The sequence below is a fragment of the Bradyrhizobium diazoefficiens genome (assembly GCF_016612535.1).
Classification (GTDB): domain Bacteria; phylum Pseudomonadota; class Alphaproteobacteria; order Rhizobiales; family Xanthobacteraceae; genus Bradyrhizobium; species Bradyrhizobium diazoefficiens_C.
Genome location: NZ_JAENXS010000001.1, coordinates 2902806 through 2917154 on the forward strand (window position 1 = coordinate 2902806; position 14349 = coordinate 2917154).

At 64.5% G+C, this 14349-nt stretch carries 15 protein-coding genes and 2 tRNA genes; 14 read left to right on the forward strand and 3 right to left on the reverse strand.

Annotation, left to right across the window (positions count from 1 at the left end; genetic code table 11):
- Nucleotides 1-567: 567 nt before the first annotated feature.
- A tRNA-Thr gene (locus tag JJE66_RS13725) sits at nucleotides 568-642 on the reverse strand.
- A 316-nt stretch (nucleotides 643-958) separates the two neighbouring features.
- Here JJE66_RS13725 and JJE66_RS13730 point away from each other — a divergent pair.
- The 5 genes from JJE66_RS13730 to JJE66_RS13750 all read left to right on the forward strand — a co-directional run bounded on the left by JJE66_RS13730 (nucleotide 959) and on the right by JJE66_RS13750 (nucleotide 4988).
- Nucleotides 959-1150, forward strand: coding sequence for a hypothetical protein (locus JJE66_RS13730; protein ID WP_200514780.1), 192 nt, complete (start codon nucleotides 959-961; stop codon nucleotides 1148-1150).
- A gap of 48 nt (nucleotides 1151-1198) precedes the next feature.
- Nucleotides 1199-2905: an FAD-dependent oxidoreductase gene (locus JJE66_RS13735; RefSeq protein WP_200515355.1), complete on the forward strand. Its 1707-nt coding sequence runs from the start codon at nucleotides 1199-1201 to the stop codon at nucleotides 2903-2905.
- Nucleotides 2906-3029: 124 nt separating this feature from the next.
- Complete coding sequence (locus tag JJE66_RS13740; protein WP_200514781.1) at nucleotides 3030-3338, forward strand: EthD family reductase; 309 nt, start codon at nucleotides 3030-3032, stop codon at nucleotides 3336-3338.
- Between the two features lie 290 nt (nucleotides 3339-3628).
- Nucleotides 3629-4138, forward strand: a complete 510-nt coding sequence (locus tag JJE66_RS13745; protein WP_200514782.1) for a hypothetical protein — start codon at nucleotides 3629-3631, stop codon at nucleotides 4136-4138.
- Between the two features lie 25 nt (nucleotides 4139-4163).
- Nucleotides 4164-4988 (forward strand): alpha/beta fold hydrolase, encoded by an 825-nt coding sequence (locus tag JJE66_RS13750; RefSeq protein WP_200514783.1) that lies wholly within the window; start codon nucleotides 4164-4166, stop codon nucleotides 4986-4988.
- Nucleotides 4989-5000: 12 nt separating this feature from the next.
- Here the strand turns inward: JJE66_RS13750 and JJE66_RS13755 are convergent, their stop codons facing one another.
- The gene (locus JJE66_RS13755) at nucleotides 5001-5654 is read right to left on the reverse strand and encodes a TetR/AcrR family transcriptional regulator (protein ID WP_200514784.1); all 654 of its coding nucleotides are present in this window, start codon (nucleotides 5652-5654) and stop codon (nucleotides 5001-5003) included.
- An 89-nt stretch (nucleotides 5655-5743) separates the two neighbouring features.
- On the opposite strand from JJE66_RS13755, the gene JJE66_RS13760 reads away from it, so the two are divergent.
- From JJE66_RS13760 to JJE66_RS13795, 8 genes are all read left to right on the forward strand, one after another.
- Nucleotides 5744-6682: an SDR family oxidoreductase gene (locus tag JJE66_RS13760; RefSeq protein ID WP_200514785.1), complete on the forward strand. Its 939-nt coding sequence runs from the start codon at nucleotides 5744-5746 to the stop codon at nucleotides 6680-6682.
- 211 nt (nucleotides 6683-6893) lie between these two features.
- On the forward strand, nucleotides 6894-7343 hold the full coding sequence (locus tag JJE66_RS13765; protein WP_200514786.1) for a DUF2948 family protein: 450 nt from the start codon (nucleotides 6894-6896) through the stop codon (nucleotides 7341-7343).
- A gap of 136 nt (nucleotides 7344-7479) precedes the next feature.
- A complete protein-coding gene (gene hisD / locus JJE66_RS13770; RefSeq protein ID WP_200514787.1) occupies nucleotides 7480-8775 on the forward strand; it encodes a histidinol dehydrogenase in 1296 nt (431 codons plus the stop codon).
- Complete coding sequence (locus JJE66_RS13775) at nucleotides 8772-9269, forward strand: UPF0262 family protein (protein WP_200514788.1); 498 nt, start codon at nucleotides 8772-8774, stop codon at nucleotides 9267-9269. Before hisD ends, JJE66_RS13775 begins: the two co-directional genes overlap by 4 nt.
- A 5-nt stretch (nucleotides 9270-9274) precedes the next feature.
- Nucleotides 9275-9742 carry a low molecular weight phosphatase family protein gene (locus JJE66_RS13780; protein ID WP_200514789.1) on the forward strand — a complete coding sequence of 156 codons (468 nt, stop codon included), beginning with the start codon at nucleotides 9275-9277 and terminating at the stop codon, nucleotides 9740-9742.
- 156 nt (nucleotides 9743-9898) lie between these two features.
- Entirely contained in the window at nucleotides 9899-10528 is a 630-nt protein-coding gene (locus tag JJE66_RS13785; protein WP_200470280.1) for a Maf-like protein, read from the forward strand.
- A gap of 175 nt (nucleotides 10529-10703) precedes the next feature.
- Entirely contained in the window at nucleotides 10704-10886 is a 183-nt protein-coding gene (gene yacG, locus JJE66_RS13790) for a DNA gyrase inhibitor YacG (protein WP_200514790.1), read from the forward strand.
- Nucleotides 10887-11083: 197 nt separating this feature from the next.
- Nucleotides 11084-11159 (forward strand) — tRNA-Phe (locus JJE66_RS13795).
- 593 nt (nucleotides 11160-11752) lie between these two features.
- Here the strand turns inward: JJE66_RS13795 and JJE66_RS13800 are convergent.
- Nucleotides 11753-13168 (reverse strand): MFS transporter, encoded by a 1416-nt coding sequence (locus tag JJE66_RS13800; RefSeq protein WP_200514791.1) that lies wholly within the window; start codon nucleotides 13166-13168, stop codon nucleotides 11753-11755.
- 252 nt (nucleotides 13169-13420) lie between these two features.
- On the opposite strand from JJE66_RS13800, the gene JJE66_RS13805 reads away from it, so the two are divergent.
- Nucleotides 13421-14200, forward strand: a complete 780-nt coding sequence (locus JJE66_RS13805) for a helix-turn-helix transcriptional regulator (protein ID WP_200514792.1) — start codon at nucleotides 13421-13423, stop codon at nucleotides 14198-14200.
- The last annotated feature ends 149 nt before the right edge of the window (nucleotides 14201-14349 follow it).

Below are 14349 nucleotides of genomic sequence, written 5' to 3' on the forward strand. Positions count from 1 at the left end.
TCGTACGTCGTCACGAACGTGGGTTGGGGTGCGGTGGACGCGGCAGCGCCGGCGCGGATGTGGGAGCAGGGCGGGCAGAGGATTGAGCCGAACCCCGTGAGCTCACCGCAAGCCGTGTCGAACGAACGGCGCCTGTATCCAGTGAAGCCTTGAGTCTAGCCGGCGTGTCCGGCGTAGCCCCTGGGCGGAGCCGGAATCGCTGCGTACGGCAAAACCGTGTGGTCTCGGCTGTCGTCGCTACAGCCAAGCTTCTGCGACGATGCATCGTCCCAACCGGGCGCGGTGCGTCAACGGGTCGCGAAGTGATGGTGACAACAGGAACTCGTCGCCAGGGAGAGCACGGCATACGCCGTCAACCCATCGCGCAGGGAAGGCCGAGTGTTCGGCGTCACCTGTATGCTGCTGTGCGGTTTCCTTGCGCTGCACTTTCGCGCAGCGGACCGCGGGTGCCCGTCGGCACCCGGTCTTCCCTGCGCCTTCTTCACAGAGGAGGGCGAAAGCGGAGAGCAAAACTCGGGCCTCTCCCGCCGCGAGAATGCCGATCTATGCTCATTTCCAGAGATGGAATGGTGCTGCCAGACAGGATTGAACTGTCGACCTCTCCATTACCAATGGAGTGCTCTACCACTGAGCTACGGCAGCATGTGCTGGGATAAGAATCGGCCGCCCGAGGGGCCTACCAAGCGGGCCGATATCTGCCACAGGCCTCCCCGCTGCGCAAGCTTGCAGGCCCTGTCAAAACGAGAAAATCGGGCCGATATCGGGGGCAAAACGGCTGTTTGGGCCCGAAACGACCGACTTTCCGCCGATCTGGGTTCCGCTTCCCCCCGCCAACTGGCCAGTTGGCCGGCGCGGCAGATTCGACCCATTTTGAGTTTCGCACGATCGGGACCATGCGGCCTATTGAGCTGCCGCATTCTCTGGGCAAGTTATCACCGACCGCTGTATGGGACCCGTGATGGCTGACGAGAACGACAAGAGCGCGAAGCAGGCGAGGGGAGCGCGCGACGACCGCCTGAAATCAGCGCTGCGGGAGAACCTGAAGCGGCGAAAGATGCAGGCGCGTGAACGCGCCGCAAGCGCCGACCTCTCGCAGAACGACGATGGTTCCCTAAATGAGGGGGCCGTCGGCAAAACTGGCGACGAATAGAAGACTGACGACCAGCGGCCAGAATTTTTTGGAGTGCATGCAGTGACAATGGGGCAGGACGAATCACGACGAACGGGGCGCGACGCGATGATGTCGCGGTTCACTCGCCCCGAGCAGACCTTTCCGACGCTGACATCCGACGAGATCGAGCGCATGCGGCGTTTTGGCGAGCTCCGCACGTATCAGGATGGCGAGCTGCTGTTCGAGACCGGCAAGCCGGGGCCCGGCATGTTCGTCGTGCTGAAGGGCCACGTCGCCATCACCCAGCGTGACGGGCTTGGCCATGTCACCCCGTTGATCGACCAGGGGCCGGGGCAATTCCTGGCCGAGCTCGGCCAGCTCTCGGGACGTCCGGCGCTGGTCGATGGCCGCGCCGAAGGCGACGTCGAGACGCTGTTGCTGCCGCCGGAGCGGCTGCGGGCACTCCTGGTCGCCGAGGCCGAATTGGGCGAGCGCATCATGCGCGCGCTGATCCTGCGCCGGGTCAACCTGCTCCAGGCCGGCGTCGGCGGCATCGTGCTGATTGGCCCCTCGCATTCGGCAGGCGTGGTGCGTTTACAGGGCTTCCTCACCCGCAACGGCCAGCCGCATCATCTGCTCGACCCCGAGCGTGATCGCGACGCCGCCGAAATGATCGCGCGCTATTCGCCGAAACCCGAAGACTGGCCGCTGGTGGTCACGTCTGACGGTGCGGTGCTGCGCAATCCCGGCGAGACCGAGCTCGCACGCGCGATCGGCATGATCGGCGGCCCGCGCAACGACCGCATCTACGATGTTGCGATCGTCGGCTGCGGACCGGCGGGGCTCGCGACTGCCGTGTACGCGGCATCCGAAGGGCTGTCGGTCGCCGTGCTCGACACCCGCGCCTTCGGCGGCCAGGCCGGCGCCAGCGCGCGCATCGAAAATTATCTGGGTTTTCCGACCGGCATTTCCGGCCAGGCATTGACGGCCCGCGCCTTCAACCAGGCGCAGAAATTCGGCGCCGACATCATGATTCCCGTGACGGTGCAGTCGCTCGACTGCACGCGCAAGGACGGCGTCTTTGCCGTGGCGCTCGACGGCAACGATCCCCTGCGCTCGCGCGCGGTGGTGGTCGCGAGCGGTGCGCGCTATCGCCGGCCGGAGATCGAGAACCTCGACAAGTTCGAGGGCCGCGGCGTCTGGTACTGGGCCTCGCCAGTCGAGGCGCGGCTTTGTGCCGGCGAAGAGGTGGCTCTGGTCGGCGCCGGCAATTCCGCAGGGCAGGCCGCCGTGTTCCTGTCGGGCCACGCCAGGAAGGTGCTGATGATCATCCGCGGCGGCGGCCTGGGTGCCAGCATGTCGCGCTATCTCATCGAGCGCATCGAAGCGACGCCGAACATCGAGCTGCTGTTCAACACCGAGATATCGGCGCTCGAAGGCGACGAGGCCTCGCTGCTGCGGCGGATCCGCTTGAAGAGCCGGCTGTCTGATGACGAGGAGGTTGCCGACATCCGCAATCTCTTTCTATTCGTAGGCGCCGATCCCGCCACCACTTGGCTCGACGGCTGTGGCGTGACGCTCGATCGCGGCGGCTTCGTCGTCACCGGCGCGCAGTCCGAGCAGAACCAGGGCAAGCTGGTGGCGCCGTTGGAGACCTCCGTCCCCGGCGTCTACGCCGTTGGCGACGTCCGCTCCGGCTCGGTCAAGCGCGTCGGCGGCGCCATCGGCGAAGGCGCGCAGGTCGTGGCCTCCCTGCACGGCTATCTCGGCGACGCCGCAAAACCGGCGCTTTAGTCAAGCAGAAGACAAGCAGGGGCAGGTCGAATGTGACTTGCCATCTTGCCGTGTCCCACGGACTATCCCTTCGTCGCGAGGCCAATCGCGCGCGGAAGAACAAAGATTTAAATGGGAGGACTCAATGGCCGAACTCGTCGTGCTCTACAAGACGCCCAAGGACGCTGCCGCCTTCGACAAGCATTACGCCGAGACCCACATTCCGCTCGCCAAGAAATTGCCCGGCCTGAAGAAATACGCCGTCAGCACAGGGCCGGTCGGCTCGCCCGCCGGGCCATCCGGCGTTCACCTCGTCGCGATTCTCAGCTTTGACAGCGTGAGCGACATCCAGAAGGCGTTCGGCAGCGAAGAAGGCAAAGCGGCCGCAGGCGACGTGCCCAAATTCGCCAGCGGCGGTGCCGACCTCTTGATCTTCGACACCAAGGACGTGTGAATCTTCGATTCGACTTTCGTCGAAAGCTACAAGCTCGTAGCCCGGATGGAGCGAAGCGTAATCCGGGACAGCGGCATTCACACGCGAGAATCCCGGATTTCGCTGCGCTCCATCCGGGCTATAATTGCTGTCGTTTGTGACAGCGCTGCAAAAAATTCAGCCATGCGTTTTGTCGATTCGCACGATGACGCATGGCGGGGCGCGTATATGTGATGCCGGCGCATGTGGCAATCCGATGAGGACCGTAATATCAGTCTCTTGATCTCAATGCAGAGAATAGGAGAGATGCCATGGTTCTCGGGATGAGCCTGCAAGCCTTTACACTGGTCCATGTCATCATCAGCCTGATCGGTATCGTCGCCGGCCTCGTCGTGATGTTCGGCCTGCTCGGCTCGAAGCCGATGCCGGGCCTGACCGCGATCTTCCTGCTATTCACGATCCTGACCAATGCGACGGGCTCCCTGTTTCCGTTCAAGGAGCTGCTGCCCTCGTACATCATCGCCGCCATCTCGCTGGTGCTGCTCGCGATCGCGTGCATCGCGCTCTACGGCATGAAGCTCGCGGGCGCCTGGCGCCCGATCTACATCGTGACCGCGATGATCTCGCTCTATTTCAACGTCTTCGTGCTGATCATCCAGTCGTTCCTGAAGGTGCCGGCACTGGCCGCGCTCGCACCTGCCGTGCCGCCGGCGCCGCCGTCGGGCCCGGTATTCGCCGTGGTGCAGGGCATCGTCCTGGTGTTCTTCGTCTTGCTCACCATCGGCACCTGGCGCCGCTACAAGCCGATGGCGTTCGCCTGATCGTATCTCGCTAAAGGAGTCCCCAATGCCCACCATCACCACAAAAGACGGCGTCGAGATTTTCTACAAGGATTGGGGCTCGGGCCAGCCGATCGTGTTCAGCCATGGCTGGCCGCTGTCGTCCGACGACTGGGACGCGCAGATGATGTTCTTCGTCACCCGCGGCTATCGCGTCGTCGCGCATGACCGCCGCGGCCATGGCCGCTCGGCGCAGGTCTCCGACGGTCACGACATGGATCATTACGCCGACGATCTCGCGGCGGTGACGGCGCATCTCGACTTGAAGAACGCCATTCACGTCGGCCATTCCACCGGCGGTGGCGAAGTCGTGCATTACATCGCGCGCCATGGTGAGAGCCGGGTCGCGAAGGCCGCGATCCTCTGCGCGGTTCCGCCGCTGATGGTGCAGACCGCGGCCAATCCCGGTGGCCTGCCGAAGAAGGTGTTCGACGATTTCCAGACAGCGCTCGCCGCCGGCCGTTCGCAATTCTATCGCGACGTCGCCGCCGGCCCGTTCTACGGCTACAACCGTCCGGATGCGAAACCCTCGGAAGCCGTGATCCAGAACTGGTGGCGCCAGGGCATGATGGGCGGCGCCAAGGCGCATTACGACGGCATCGTCGCGTTCTCGCAAACCGATTTCACCGAGGATCTGAAAAAGATCAACGTGCCGGTGCTGGTGATGCACAGCGAGGACGACCAGATCGTGCCTTACGCCGACGCCGGCCCGTTGTCGGCGAAGCTCCTGAAGAAGGGCACGCTGAAGACCTACAAAGGCTTTCCGCACGGCATGCCGACCACGCATGCCGAAACCATCAACGCGGACCTGCTGGCGTTCTTCAAGGAGTGAGGTCGCACGACCTCATTGCAGGATCGCCCTGATCGCGTCGAAGGTCCGTTTGACAAAAGCCTCCGGCTTGTCGCGCGGGCCTTCGCTGAGCCAGCTCTCGCCACCGACGCGCATCGCGCCGGTGGCGATCATGGCGACGAGCCGCGCTTTCAGCCGGTCCGACTTGCGGCCGGAGCGTTGCGTCAGGCCGTCCGCCAGCGCGCGCTCGAGCTTTTCGTATTTCAGCTGATCGCGGGCCTGAAGCGCGGGATTGTCGCGCTTGAGCCGCGACATCGCCGCCGCCTCGGTCGGATCGATCCGCTTGATCGCCGTTGCAATCGCGTTCTCCGCCGCCGCCAGCATGGACTCCTCCGCAGGCCGGGCGAGAATCTCGGTGACCAACGCTGCCGCCGCATCCTCCTGCCAGGCGGCGACCACGTCCTCCTTGGATGCGAAATAGTGAAAGAAGCTCCGCCGCGACATGTCGGCCGCAGCCGCAATGTCGTCGATGGTCGTGGCCTCGAAGCCGCGCTCCAGGAACAGCGCCATCGCCGCGCGCTTCAGCCGCTCGCGGGTCTGCTGCTGCTTGCGCTGCCGCAAACCTGACCCATCAGGGGATTTTGTCCCTGCCGGCAATGGCTTGGCGCGTTCCCTGGCCGATGTCCCGGTGGGCTTCGAAGCCTTCAAACTATTTCACCTCTTGCAAATTTGCACTCAGTGCACATTTAGACCGGTCGCGGGCCTCTTCCAACCCCTGATAGTCTGGAGTTTAAGGCATGACCGACTGGACCACGGCAGACATCCCCTCGCTCAGCGGCAAGACTGCCGTTGTCACCGGGGCCACCGGCGGCCTCGGTTACGAGACGGCACTGGCGTTGGCGGGCACTGGTGCCATTGTCATACTCACCGGGCGCAGCGACGCAAAGGGCCTGCGGGCGATCGAGGGCATTTGCGCGCGGTTTCCCAACGCCCTGATCGCCTATGAGCATCTCGATCTCGCCAGCCTGTCGTCGGTTGCCGATTTCGCTCGGCGCTTTGCCGCCAGCAACGACCAGCTCGACCTCCTCGTCAACAATGCCGGTGTGATGGCGCTGCCGAAGCGGCAGCAGACCGAGGATGGTTTCGAGATGCAGCTCGGCACCAATTACCTCGGCCACTACGCGCTGACAGCACATCTGTTGCCGCAGCTTCGTCGTGCGAAGGCTGCGCGTGTGGTCAATCTTTCGAGCCTCGCGCACCGCTCCGGCGCGATCAATTTCGACGATCTCCAGAGCACGCGGTCCTATCGTCCCTGGCGCGCCTACTGCCAGTCCAAGCTGGCCATGCTGATGTTTGCTCTCGAATTGCAACGCCGCAGTCTCGCGTCTGGCTGGGGCCTGATGAGCCTCGGCGCCCATCCCGGCTATGCGCGCACCGATCTCATTCCGAATGGTCCGGGCGCCAATACCTTCCAGTGGCGGGTGAGCCGGTGGCTACAGCCCTTGATCAGCCAGTCCGCGGCCGAAGGCGCGCTGCCCACGTTGTTCGCTGCGACATCGGCGGAAGCCGAGCCCGGCGGCTATTACGGTCCGAATGGGTTCTACGAATTGAAGGGCCCGCCGGCGCCGGCGCGGATCATGCCGCAGGCGAAGGATTTCGCTTCTTCTGCCATGCTGTGGGATGCCTCGGCGACGTTGACCGGTGTATCCTTCGACGAGATCGCGGCCGCCGCATGAGCGGCGATCTCGGTGGGGACGTCCCGATGCGCGTCATCATTTCGGCGCGACTGCCGCGGCATGATCCGGGTCGCCCGCGAGGGCTTTCCGCGGAAACTGCTGGAGATGACGGATATCAATAGCCTCTGATCCGCCCTGTGGTTAGCTTTGAGGATATTTTGGCACCCGCGCGCGTTGTGCCTCATCTGCATCGCAGGAGAAGGGCCGGCGAATGTCCCCCCAGCTTAAATTGATCGCACTCGACGCCGACGATCTCGCCGTGATCTCGACCCATGTGCAGGATGCCCGCGTCCAGCCCTCCGACATCATCTGGCGGCAGGGCGAGAAGCGCCTGGTGGTCGGCATGAGCCGGCTGGACTGGGAGCAGACGCTGGAGGGCGAGGCCGAGCCGCGCCGGCTGGTTTCGGCGCTTCGTTTCGACCGCGTGCTTGCCTGCAAGTCGCGCGACATCGATCTTGCGGCGCCAGAGGCGGTCCTCGACCTTGTCGGCATCGAGTTTCATCCTCAGGACGGCCGCGACGAGGAGCCCGGCGGCAGCGCGTTGCTGTTGTTCGCCCAGGGCGGCGCCATCCGCCTCGACGTCGAATGCCTGGAATGCGAGCTGACTGATCTGGGGGCGGACGAGCTGGGAACGGGGTTGGAGGTCGAAGGGGGAGGGTGAGCCACGCTTGCGGTATACCAGCGAAACCCCGGTCTCATTCCGGCCAAGGGTTGACGGAAGGGGGCCGCCGCGCCATTGAGCAGGGGCCTTGTGACGTCGATCTGCCCCCAAAGACCAGCCAAAAGACCATCGAAAAATGCCAGTTCGTCTCGACCGTAGCAGCGCCGATTTTGACCAGCGATTCGTAGCCTTCCTGGCCGCCAAGCGCGAGGTCTCGGCCGACGTCGAGGCGGCCGCGCGCGCCATCGTCGACGACGTGGCCAAGCGCGGCGATGCTGCCTTGCTCGAGGCGACCGCAAAGTTCGACCGGCTGACGCTGGATGCATCCGGCCTTCGCATCTCGGCCGCCGAGATCGAAGCTGCCGTGAAGGTTTGCGATGCCGCGACGCTGGATGCGCTCAAGCTCGCACGCGACCGGATCGAGACCTACCATTCCCGCCAGCTGCCGAAGGACGAGCGTTTCACCGATCCGCTCGGCGTCGAGCTCGGCTGGCGTTACACCGCGATCGAATCCGCCGGCCTCTACGTGCCCGGGGGGACTGCGGCCTATCCGTCCTCGGTGCTGATGAACGCGGTGCCCGCAAGGGTCGCCGGCGTTAGGCGCCTCGTGATGGTGGTGCCGTCGCCCGACGGCAAGCTCAATCCGCTGGTGCTGGCGGCAGCCTCGCTCGGCGGCGTCACCGAAATCTACCGCGTCGGCGGCGCGCAGGCCGTGGCCGCGCTCGCCCATGGCACCGCGACGATCGCCCCGGTCGCAAAGATCGTCGGTCCCGGCAATGCCTATGTCGCCGCCGCAAAACGGCTGGTGTTCGGCAAGGTCGGCATCGACATGATCGCCGGTCCCTCCGAGGTGCTGGTGATTGCCGACGACACCGGCAATGCCGACTGGATCGCTGCCGACCTGCTCGCGCAGGCCGAGCACGATGCCAGCGCGCAGTCGATCCTGATCACGGACTCGCTGCGTCTTGCCGCCGATGTCGAAAAGGCCGTCGCAGCGCAGCTGAAGACGCTGCCGCGGACCGCGATCGCAAGTGCCTCCTGGGCCGATTTCGGCGCCATCATCATGGTGAGGACTCTGGCCGACGCCGTCCCGTTGGCCGATGCGATCGCCGCCGAGCATCTCGAGATCATGACTGATGATCCGGACGCGCTCGCGGCCAAGATTCGCAACGCCGGCGCGATGTTCCTCGGCGCGCATACGCCGGAGGCGATCGGCGATTATGTCGGCGGCTCCAACCACGTGCTGCCGACGGCGCGCTCGGCGCGATTCTCCTCAGGCCTCGGGGTCGCCGATTTCATCAAGCGCACCTCGATCCTGAAATGCGGCCCGGACCAGCTGCGTGCGCTGGGCCCGGCCGCGATGACGCTCGGACAAGCGGAGGGGCTGGACGCCCATTCGCGCTCGATTGGATTGCGCCTCAATCTGTCATGACAAAGCCGCCCGAACAGGACGACTCGACCAATCGCATCGTTGCGGTCACCCTCGACGAAGTCTCGATCGGCCGTTCCGGGCCCGACATCGAGCATGAGCGCGCGATTGCGATCTACGACCTGGTCGAGCAGAATTTGTTTGCGCCCGAGGGCGCCGACGGCCAGGGACCGTTCACGTTGCATATCGGCATCACCGGCAGCCGGCTGATGTTCGACATCCGCCGTGAGGACGGCACGCCGGTGGTCGCGCATCTGTTGTCGCTGACGCCGTTCCGGCGGATCGTGAAGGACTATTTCATGATCTGCGACAGCTATTATCAGGCGATCCGCACCGCGACCCCGGACAAGATCGAGGCCATCGACATGGGCCGCCGCGGCATCCATGACGAGGGATCGCGCACGCTGCAGGAGCGCTTGAAGGGTAAGGTGCGGGTCGATTTCGAAACCTCGCGCCGGCTGTTCACGCTCATTACCGTCCTGCACTGGAAGGGCTAGGCGCGATGGCGGGTCCGCCACGCGCAAGCAATCCTCAATCGGTGCTGTTCGCCTGCGCCATGAACAGCGTGCGCTCGCCGATGGCCGAGAGCCTGCTGCGGCACATGTTTCCGCAGGGCCTCTACGTGAAGTCGGCCGGCGCCCGAAAAGGTGAGCTCGATCCGTTCGCCGTCACTGTGATGGGCGAGCTCAGCCAGGACATCTCCACCCACAAGCCGCAGACCTTCGAGGAGCTGGAGGACTGGGAGGGGCTGAACTTCGACCTCATCGTCACGCTGTCGCCGGAGGCGCACCACAAGGCGCTGGAGCTGACCCGCACGCTCGCGGCCGACGTCGAATACTGGCCGACGCAGGACCCCACCACCATCGAAGGCAGCCGCGACCAGAAGCTCGCCGCCTATCGCGAGGTCTGCGACCAGCTGATGATGCGGATTCGCCGGCGGTTCGCGAAGGTCGGCGCGGCGAGCGGGTAGTCTTCGACGCCCGTAACACCCGCGTCACAGACTAAGGGCACACGCATGTCGGACACCTCGAATCACCAAACCTCGGGTTCCCGGGTTGTGAAATCAGCCCCCGTCCGATAGGTTCCGCGCGCAATTCACCCCCTGCCTCGCTCCCCAAATCACCTGATGCTCGGCCGCCCCAAATTCGTTCTTGCCTCCGGTTCGCCGCGGCGCCTGTCGCTGCTCAACCAGGCCGGCATCGACCCGGACGCGCTCCGGCCAGCCGACGTCGACGAGACGCCGAAGCGGGGCGAGCTGCCGCGCGCCTGTGCCAACCGCCTCGCGAGGGCCAAGGCTGATGCGGCGCTGAAATCGGTCCAGCTCGACGATGAGCTGCGCGGCGCCTTCATCCTCTCCGCCGACACCGTGGTGGCGGTCGGCCGCCGCATCCTGCCCAAGGCCAATCTCGTCGACGAAGCCGCGCAGTGCCTGCGGCTGTTGTCGGGCCGCAACCACCGCGTCTACACCGCAATCTGCCTGGTGACCCCGCGCGAGGCGTTCCGCCAGCGCCTGGTCGAGACCCGCGTCCGCTTCAAGCGTCTCTCGGAGGACGACATCCAGGCCTATATCGGCTCGGGCGAATGGCGCGGCAAAGCCGGCGGCTACGCCGTGCAGGGCATCGCCGGCTCGTTCGTGGTGAAGATGGTGGGCTCCTACAGCAACGTGGTCGGCCTGCCGCTGTACGAGACCACGACGCTGCTCGGCGGCGAAGGCTTTCCGATTCGCTTCGGCTGGCTCAACGCCACCGCCGTGTGAGGCGCGGGAACTGGCCTCGCTGCTCCCAAACCGCGAAAACAACCCCATGCACAGTAGAACGGCGCTTGTGGGACCTGCGGAATTTCAGCGCCGCGTTCCCGCGTGAGTCGAGAGGCCCATCCCATCCCATCCCATCCGATCCCATCGCCCGCGATGCGGTGATACAAGCGCCCCCATGGTCGACCACGTCAAAAAGCCCGCCGCCCCCCTCAAAACCTGCCCGATCTGCGGCAAGCCGCAGGCGGAGGCCACCCGCCCGTTCTGCTCATCGCGCTGCCGCGACGTCGATTTGAACCGCTGGCTGAAGGGCTCCTACGTCATTCCCGGTCGGGATGACGAGGCGGATGGCGAAGAATAATCTAGTGATATCAATTACCTAAATTGATTTCAGGCGTGTCGCACCTCTGCCGCGGCAAGCCCGCCCCACCTTGTACACAGCCGGGCCGCGCCCCGCGAAGCCATAGGCGAAGCGTGGGTGGACAGGCCGCTCTCCGCCCACTATAAACCGCCCGCTCGATGGGCCTTGACCTTCTCTTTGGGTCCTTCCCTCAGCACGCCCAGGTAGCTCAGTTGGTAGAGCATGCGACTGAAAATCGCAGTGTCGGTGGTTCGATTCCGCCCCTGGGCACCAAGACGACGCTTTTCCACGCCGGAGCACGATCTTGTACGACTGCGTTCGCTAGAGATCGCCGCGAAGGGCGCTCGCGAATTTTTCTCCCTAGGGATTGGTTTTGTTTTGAGCGTGGAAGGTCGCCCTAACAATCAATCGTTTAGGTCCGCAGGTTCAAATCACCCGCAATCAACTTGCGATCATGGGTACAGGGGGCGAGGTCACGGTCGCTTACGCGGACGTTTGCGTACGATTGGCGCAATCACAGGCTCACTCGCCCTATGTCCGAATATGGCCCTCAGACGACCTCGAGCTTTTCTCAGACTTCCGTTTTGAGCAATAAGGGTTCGGGCGCTGTCTTGACGCACGATAGCTGGCGGCATCCTTCAGAGCTGGGCCAATCAGACCGCGATGAAGGCCCATATCTCGCAGCTCTTCATCGCTGAGACTACGCAAGAAGGCCAAACTCGCTTGGTATTTGCGTTGAGTGATGAAGGCCGCGATCCATCCATTGACGAAACTGAAAAGCCATCTGCCGATGGAGCGCACCCTCTCCCGAAGGGAGGACGTGCTGCGGCCCCCGGGGGCGCCACACGAGTTCGACCCGCGCCCCTTCATCGTTCCTCCTTTGCCCGGCCATGCCAGATCGCGAACGCACCTGCGAGCAACACAGCGGCCGATATCACGAGCGAGGCATGCGCGCCCGTCATGAACGCGTTGTTGCCTCCGACCAGCGAGCCGAACAGGGCAACGCCAAGCACGCTGCCGGTCTGCCGCGTCGCGTTCAATACGCCCGCGGCGATGCCGGATCGCGACTTCTCGACACTGCCAAGCAGCGTTGAGGTCAAGGACGGCACGAGCAGGCCGAGCCCGCCGCCGAGGACCATGAGCTGAGCGCCGATCGTCCCGTAGCTGGTGCCTGAGGCCATGGGCAGCAGCGCAACGCAGCCCGTGGCAGTGATCACACAAGCCAACGCAATGGTTTGCGGCGCGCCGAGGCGCTCGCTGATCGACGCGGTGACCAGGTTGGCGGGCAGCACCATGGCCATCATGGGCACGAAGGCGAGGCCCGTTGCGAACGGCGGCCAGCCATTGACCTTCTGGAAGTAGAGACTGAGCACGAAGATTAGGCCGTAGAAGGCGATGTTGAAGAGGAGCCCGACCAGAGCGGTCAGCGCAAACATGCGGTGGCGGAACAGCGAGAGCGGCAGCATCGGTTGTGGCGCGCGCGCCTCGCGCCATACGAACAGGAATCCGATCACTGCCGCTGCCACGAAGCCCACGATGACGAGCGGATGGCTCCAGCCGAGCACGCCGCCTTCGATCAGGGCGCCGGCCAGTGTGCCGAGGGTTGCAATCGCCGCGATCTGTCCCGGCAGATCGATCTCGCGCTGCGCGAGCCGCGGCGTTTCCTCGGCATAGCGCCAGGCAAGCCAGAGGCCGGCGGCGCCAATCGGCAGGTTGACGAGAAAGATCGCGCGCCAGCCGACCAGTGCGATCAGCGCGCCGCCGACGAACGGCCCCGAAGTCAGTGCGACGCTCGCACCTGCGGCCCAGAAGCCGACCGCGCGGCCGCGCGCCTTCGGATCGGTATAGGCATGATTGAGCAGCGTCAGCGAGTTCGGCACCAGGATCGCTGCTGCCAGGCCCTGCACGGAGCGTGCGGCGATCAGGAATATCGCCGACGGCGCCAGTGCGCAGGCGAGCGAAGCCAACGTGAAGATCGCAAAGCCCGCGATGAATATCCGTTTGGCGCCAACGCGGTCACCGAGCGCGCCGGCGGTCAAAATGAAGGCCGCGAATGCGATGGTATAGGCGGTCACCACCCATTGCAGCTCGGCGACGCTGCCGCCGAGCGAGGTGCCGATGCTGCTCAGCGCAGTGTTGACGATGGTGATATCGAGCTGCACCACGCCGAGGCCGAGGCTCGTGGCGGCAAGCGCCAGCGCCGTCGCGAGAGGCGAACGGGATGACGTGTCGTGGGAGCGGGCTTGTTCCGGCTGCCTTGTGTTGAGCGAAGCTGTTTGCATTGATCACACTCAGTTGTCTGTGAGAATTTGACGGCTCGGATAAGCCTGCTTTGCGATCATCATTCGATACCAATCGAATATTCGGAGCCGCGGGGATGATATCTTTCGCCCATCGCGGCACTTGCTTTCGCTGGGCTTGTTGGTGTCCAGGCAACCTATGTCCGGTGATCGAGCCGGTCTTGCGGAACTACTACGGTCTCGGCCGAAGTATTTGCGCTGGCACTGCGTCCTCGTCGGCGTTAGGAAAAAGACATGGATACGGGACCCAAAATCGCCCAGGTCGCGGCGCTCATCGGCGATCCGGCGCGCGCCAACATGCTGAGCGCGCTGATGGATGGCCGAACGTTGACCGCCTCGGAGCTTGCCTATGTGTCTGGCGTGGCGCCGCAGACAGCGAGTGGCCATCTTGCAAAACTCAGCGACGCCGGATTGCTCGCGCTCGCAAAACAGGGCCGACGACGATATTTCCGCCTGGCCTCTCCGCACGTCGCGCGCGTGCTTGAAAGCCTCATGGTGGTGGCGCAGGAAGGCCCCGCCCGGCAGCGCAATCTCTGGCGCGGCGGAGAGACGCTCCGACACGCGCGGACGTGCTATGACCACATGGCCGGCCGCATCGCCGTCGCAATCGCCGACCGGCTGGTCCAACAGTCGTTCATTCTGCTCGACGAGGATGGCGGACAATTAACCGATGCCGGTCGGTCATTCTTCGATGAGTTGGGCGTCGATCTTCGCCTCGCCTCCAGGCGCCGGGTGTTCTGTCGCCCCTGTCTCGACTGGAGCGAGCGGCGGTCGCATCTGGCAGGGGCGGTTGGCGCTGCCATTCTTGATCACGCGCTCGAGCACGATTGGGTCGAGCATGTCCGGGATAGCCGCGCGCTCGTCGTGACTCCGGTTGGCGTTAGAGAGCTCGCCGCAACGTTCGGCATCGAGAGCGCACCCCCGACGGACGGTTGCGAAGGGCCTGTTGCATCGCTGTCCCGAGGCCGGGTGGCGGTTATCCCGGTTGAGTCAGCGTTCCCCGGCCGGAGGTAGCACTGCGATCAGCCGCTTCGGCCGAGAGTACTGTCCGTATTTGACATTCAGAATCACGGTGACAGTGCTGGACTGCACCCCTGAAGTGAGACACGATAATTACAGTGACAGGCATTCCGAGGATGACCTGTGGCAGGACAAGGAAAGAA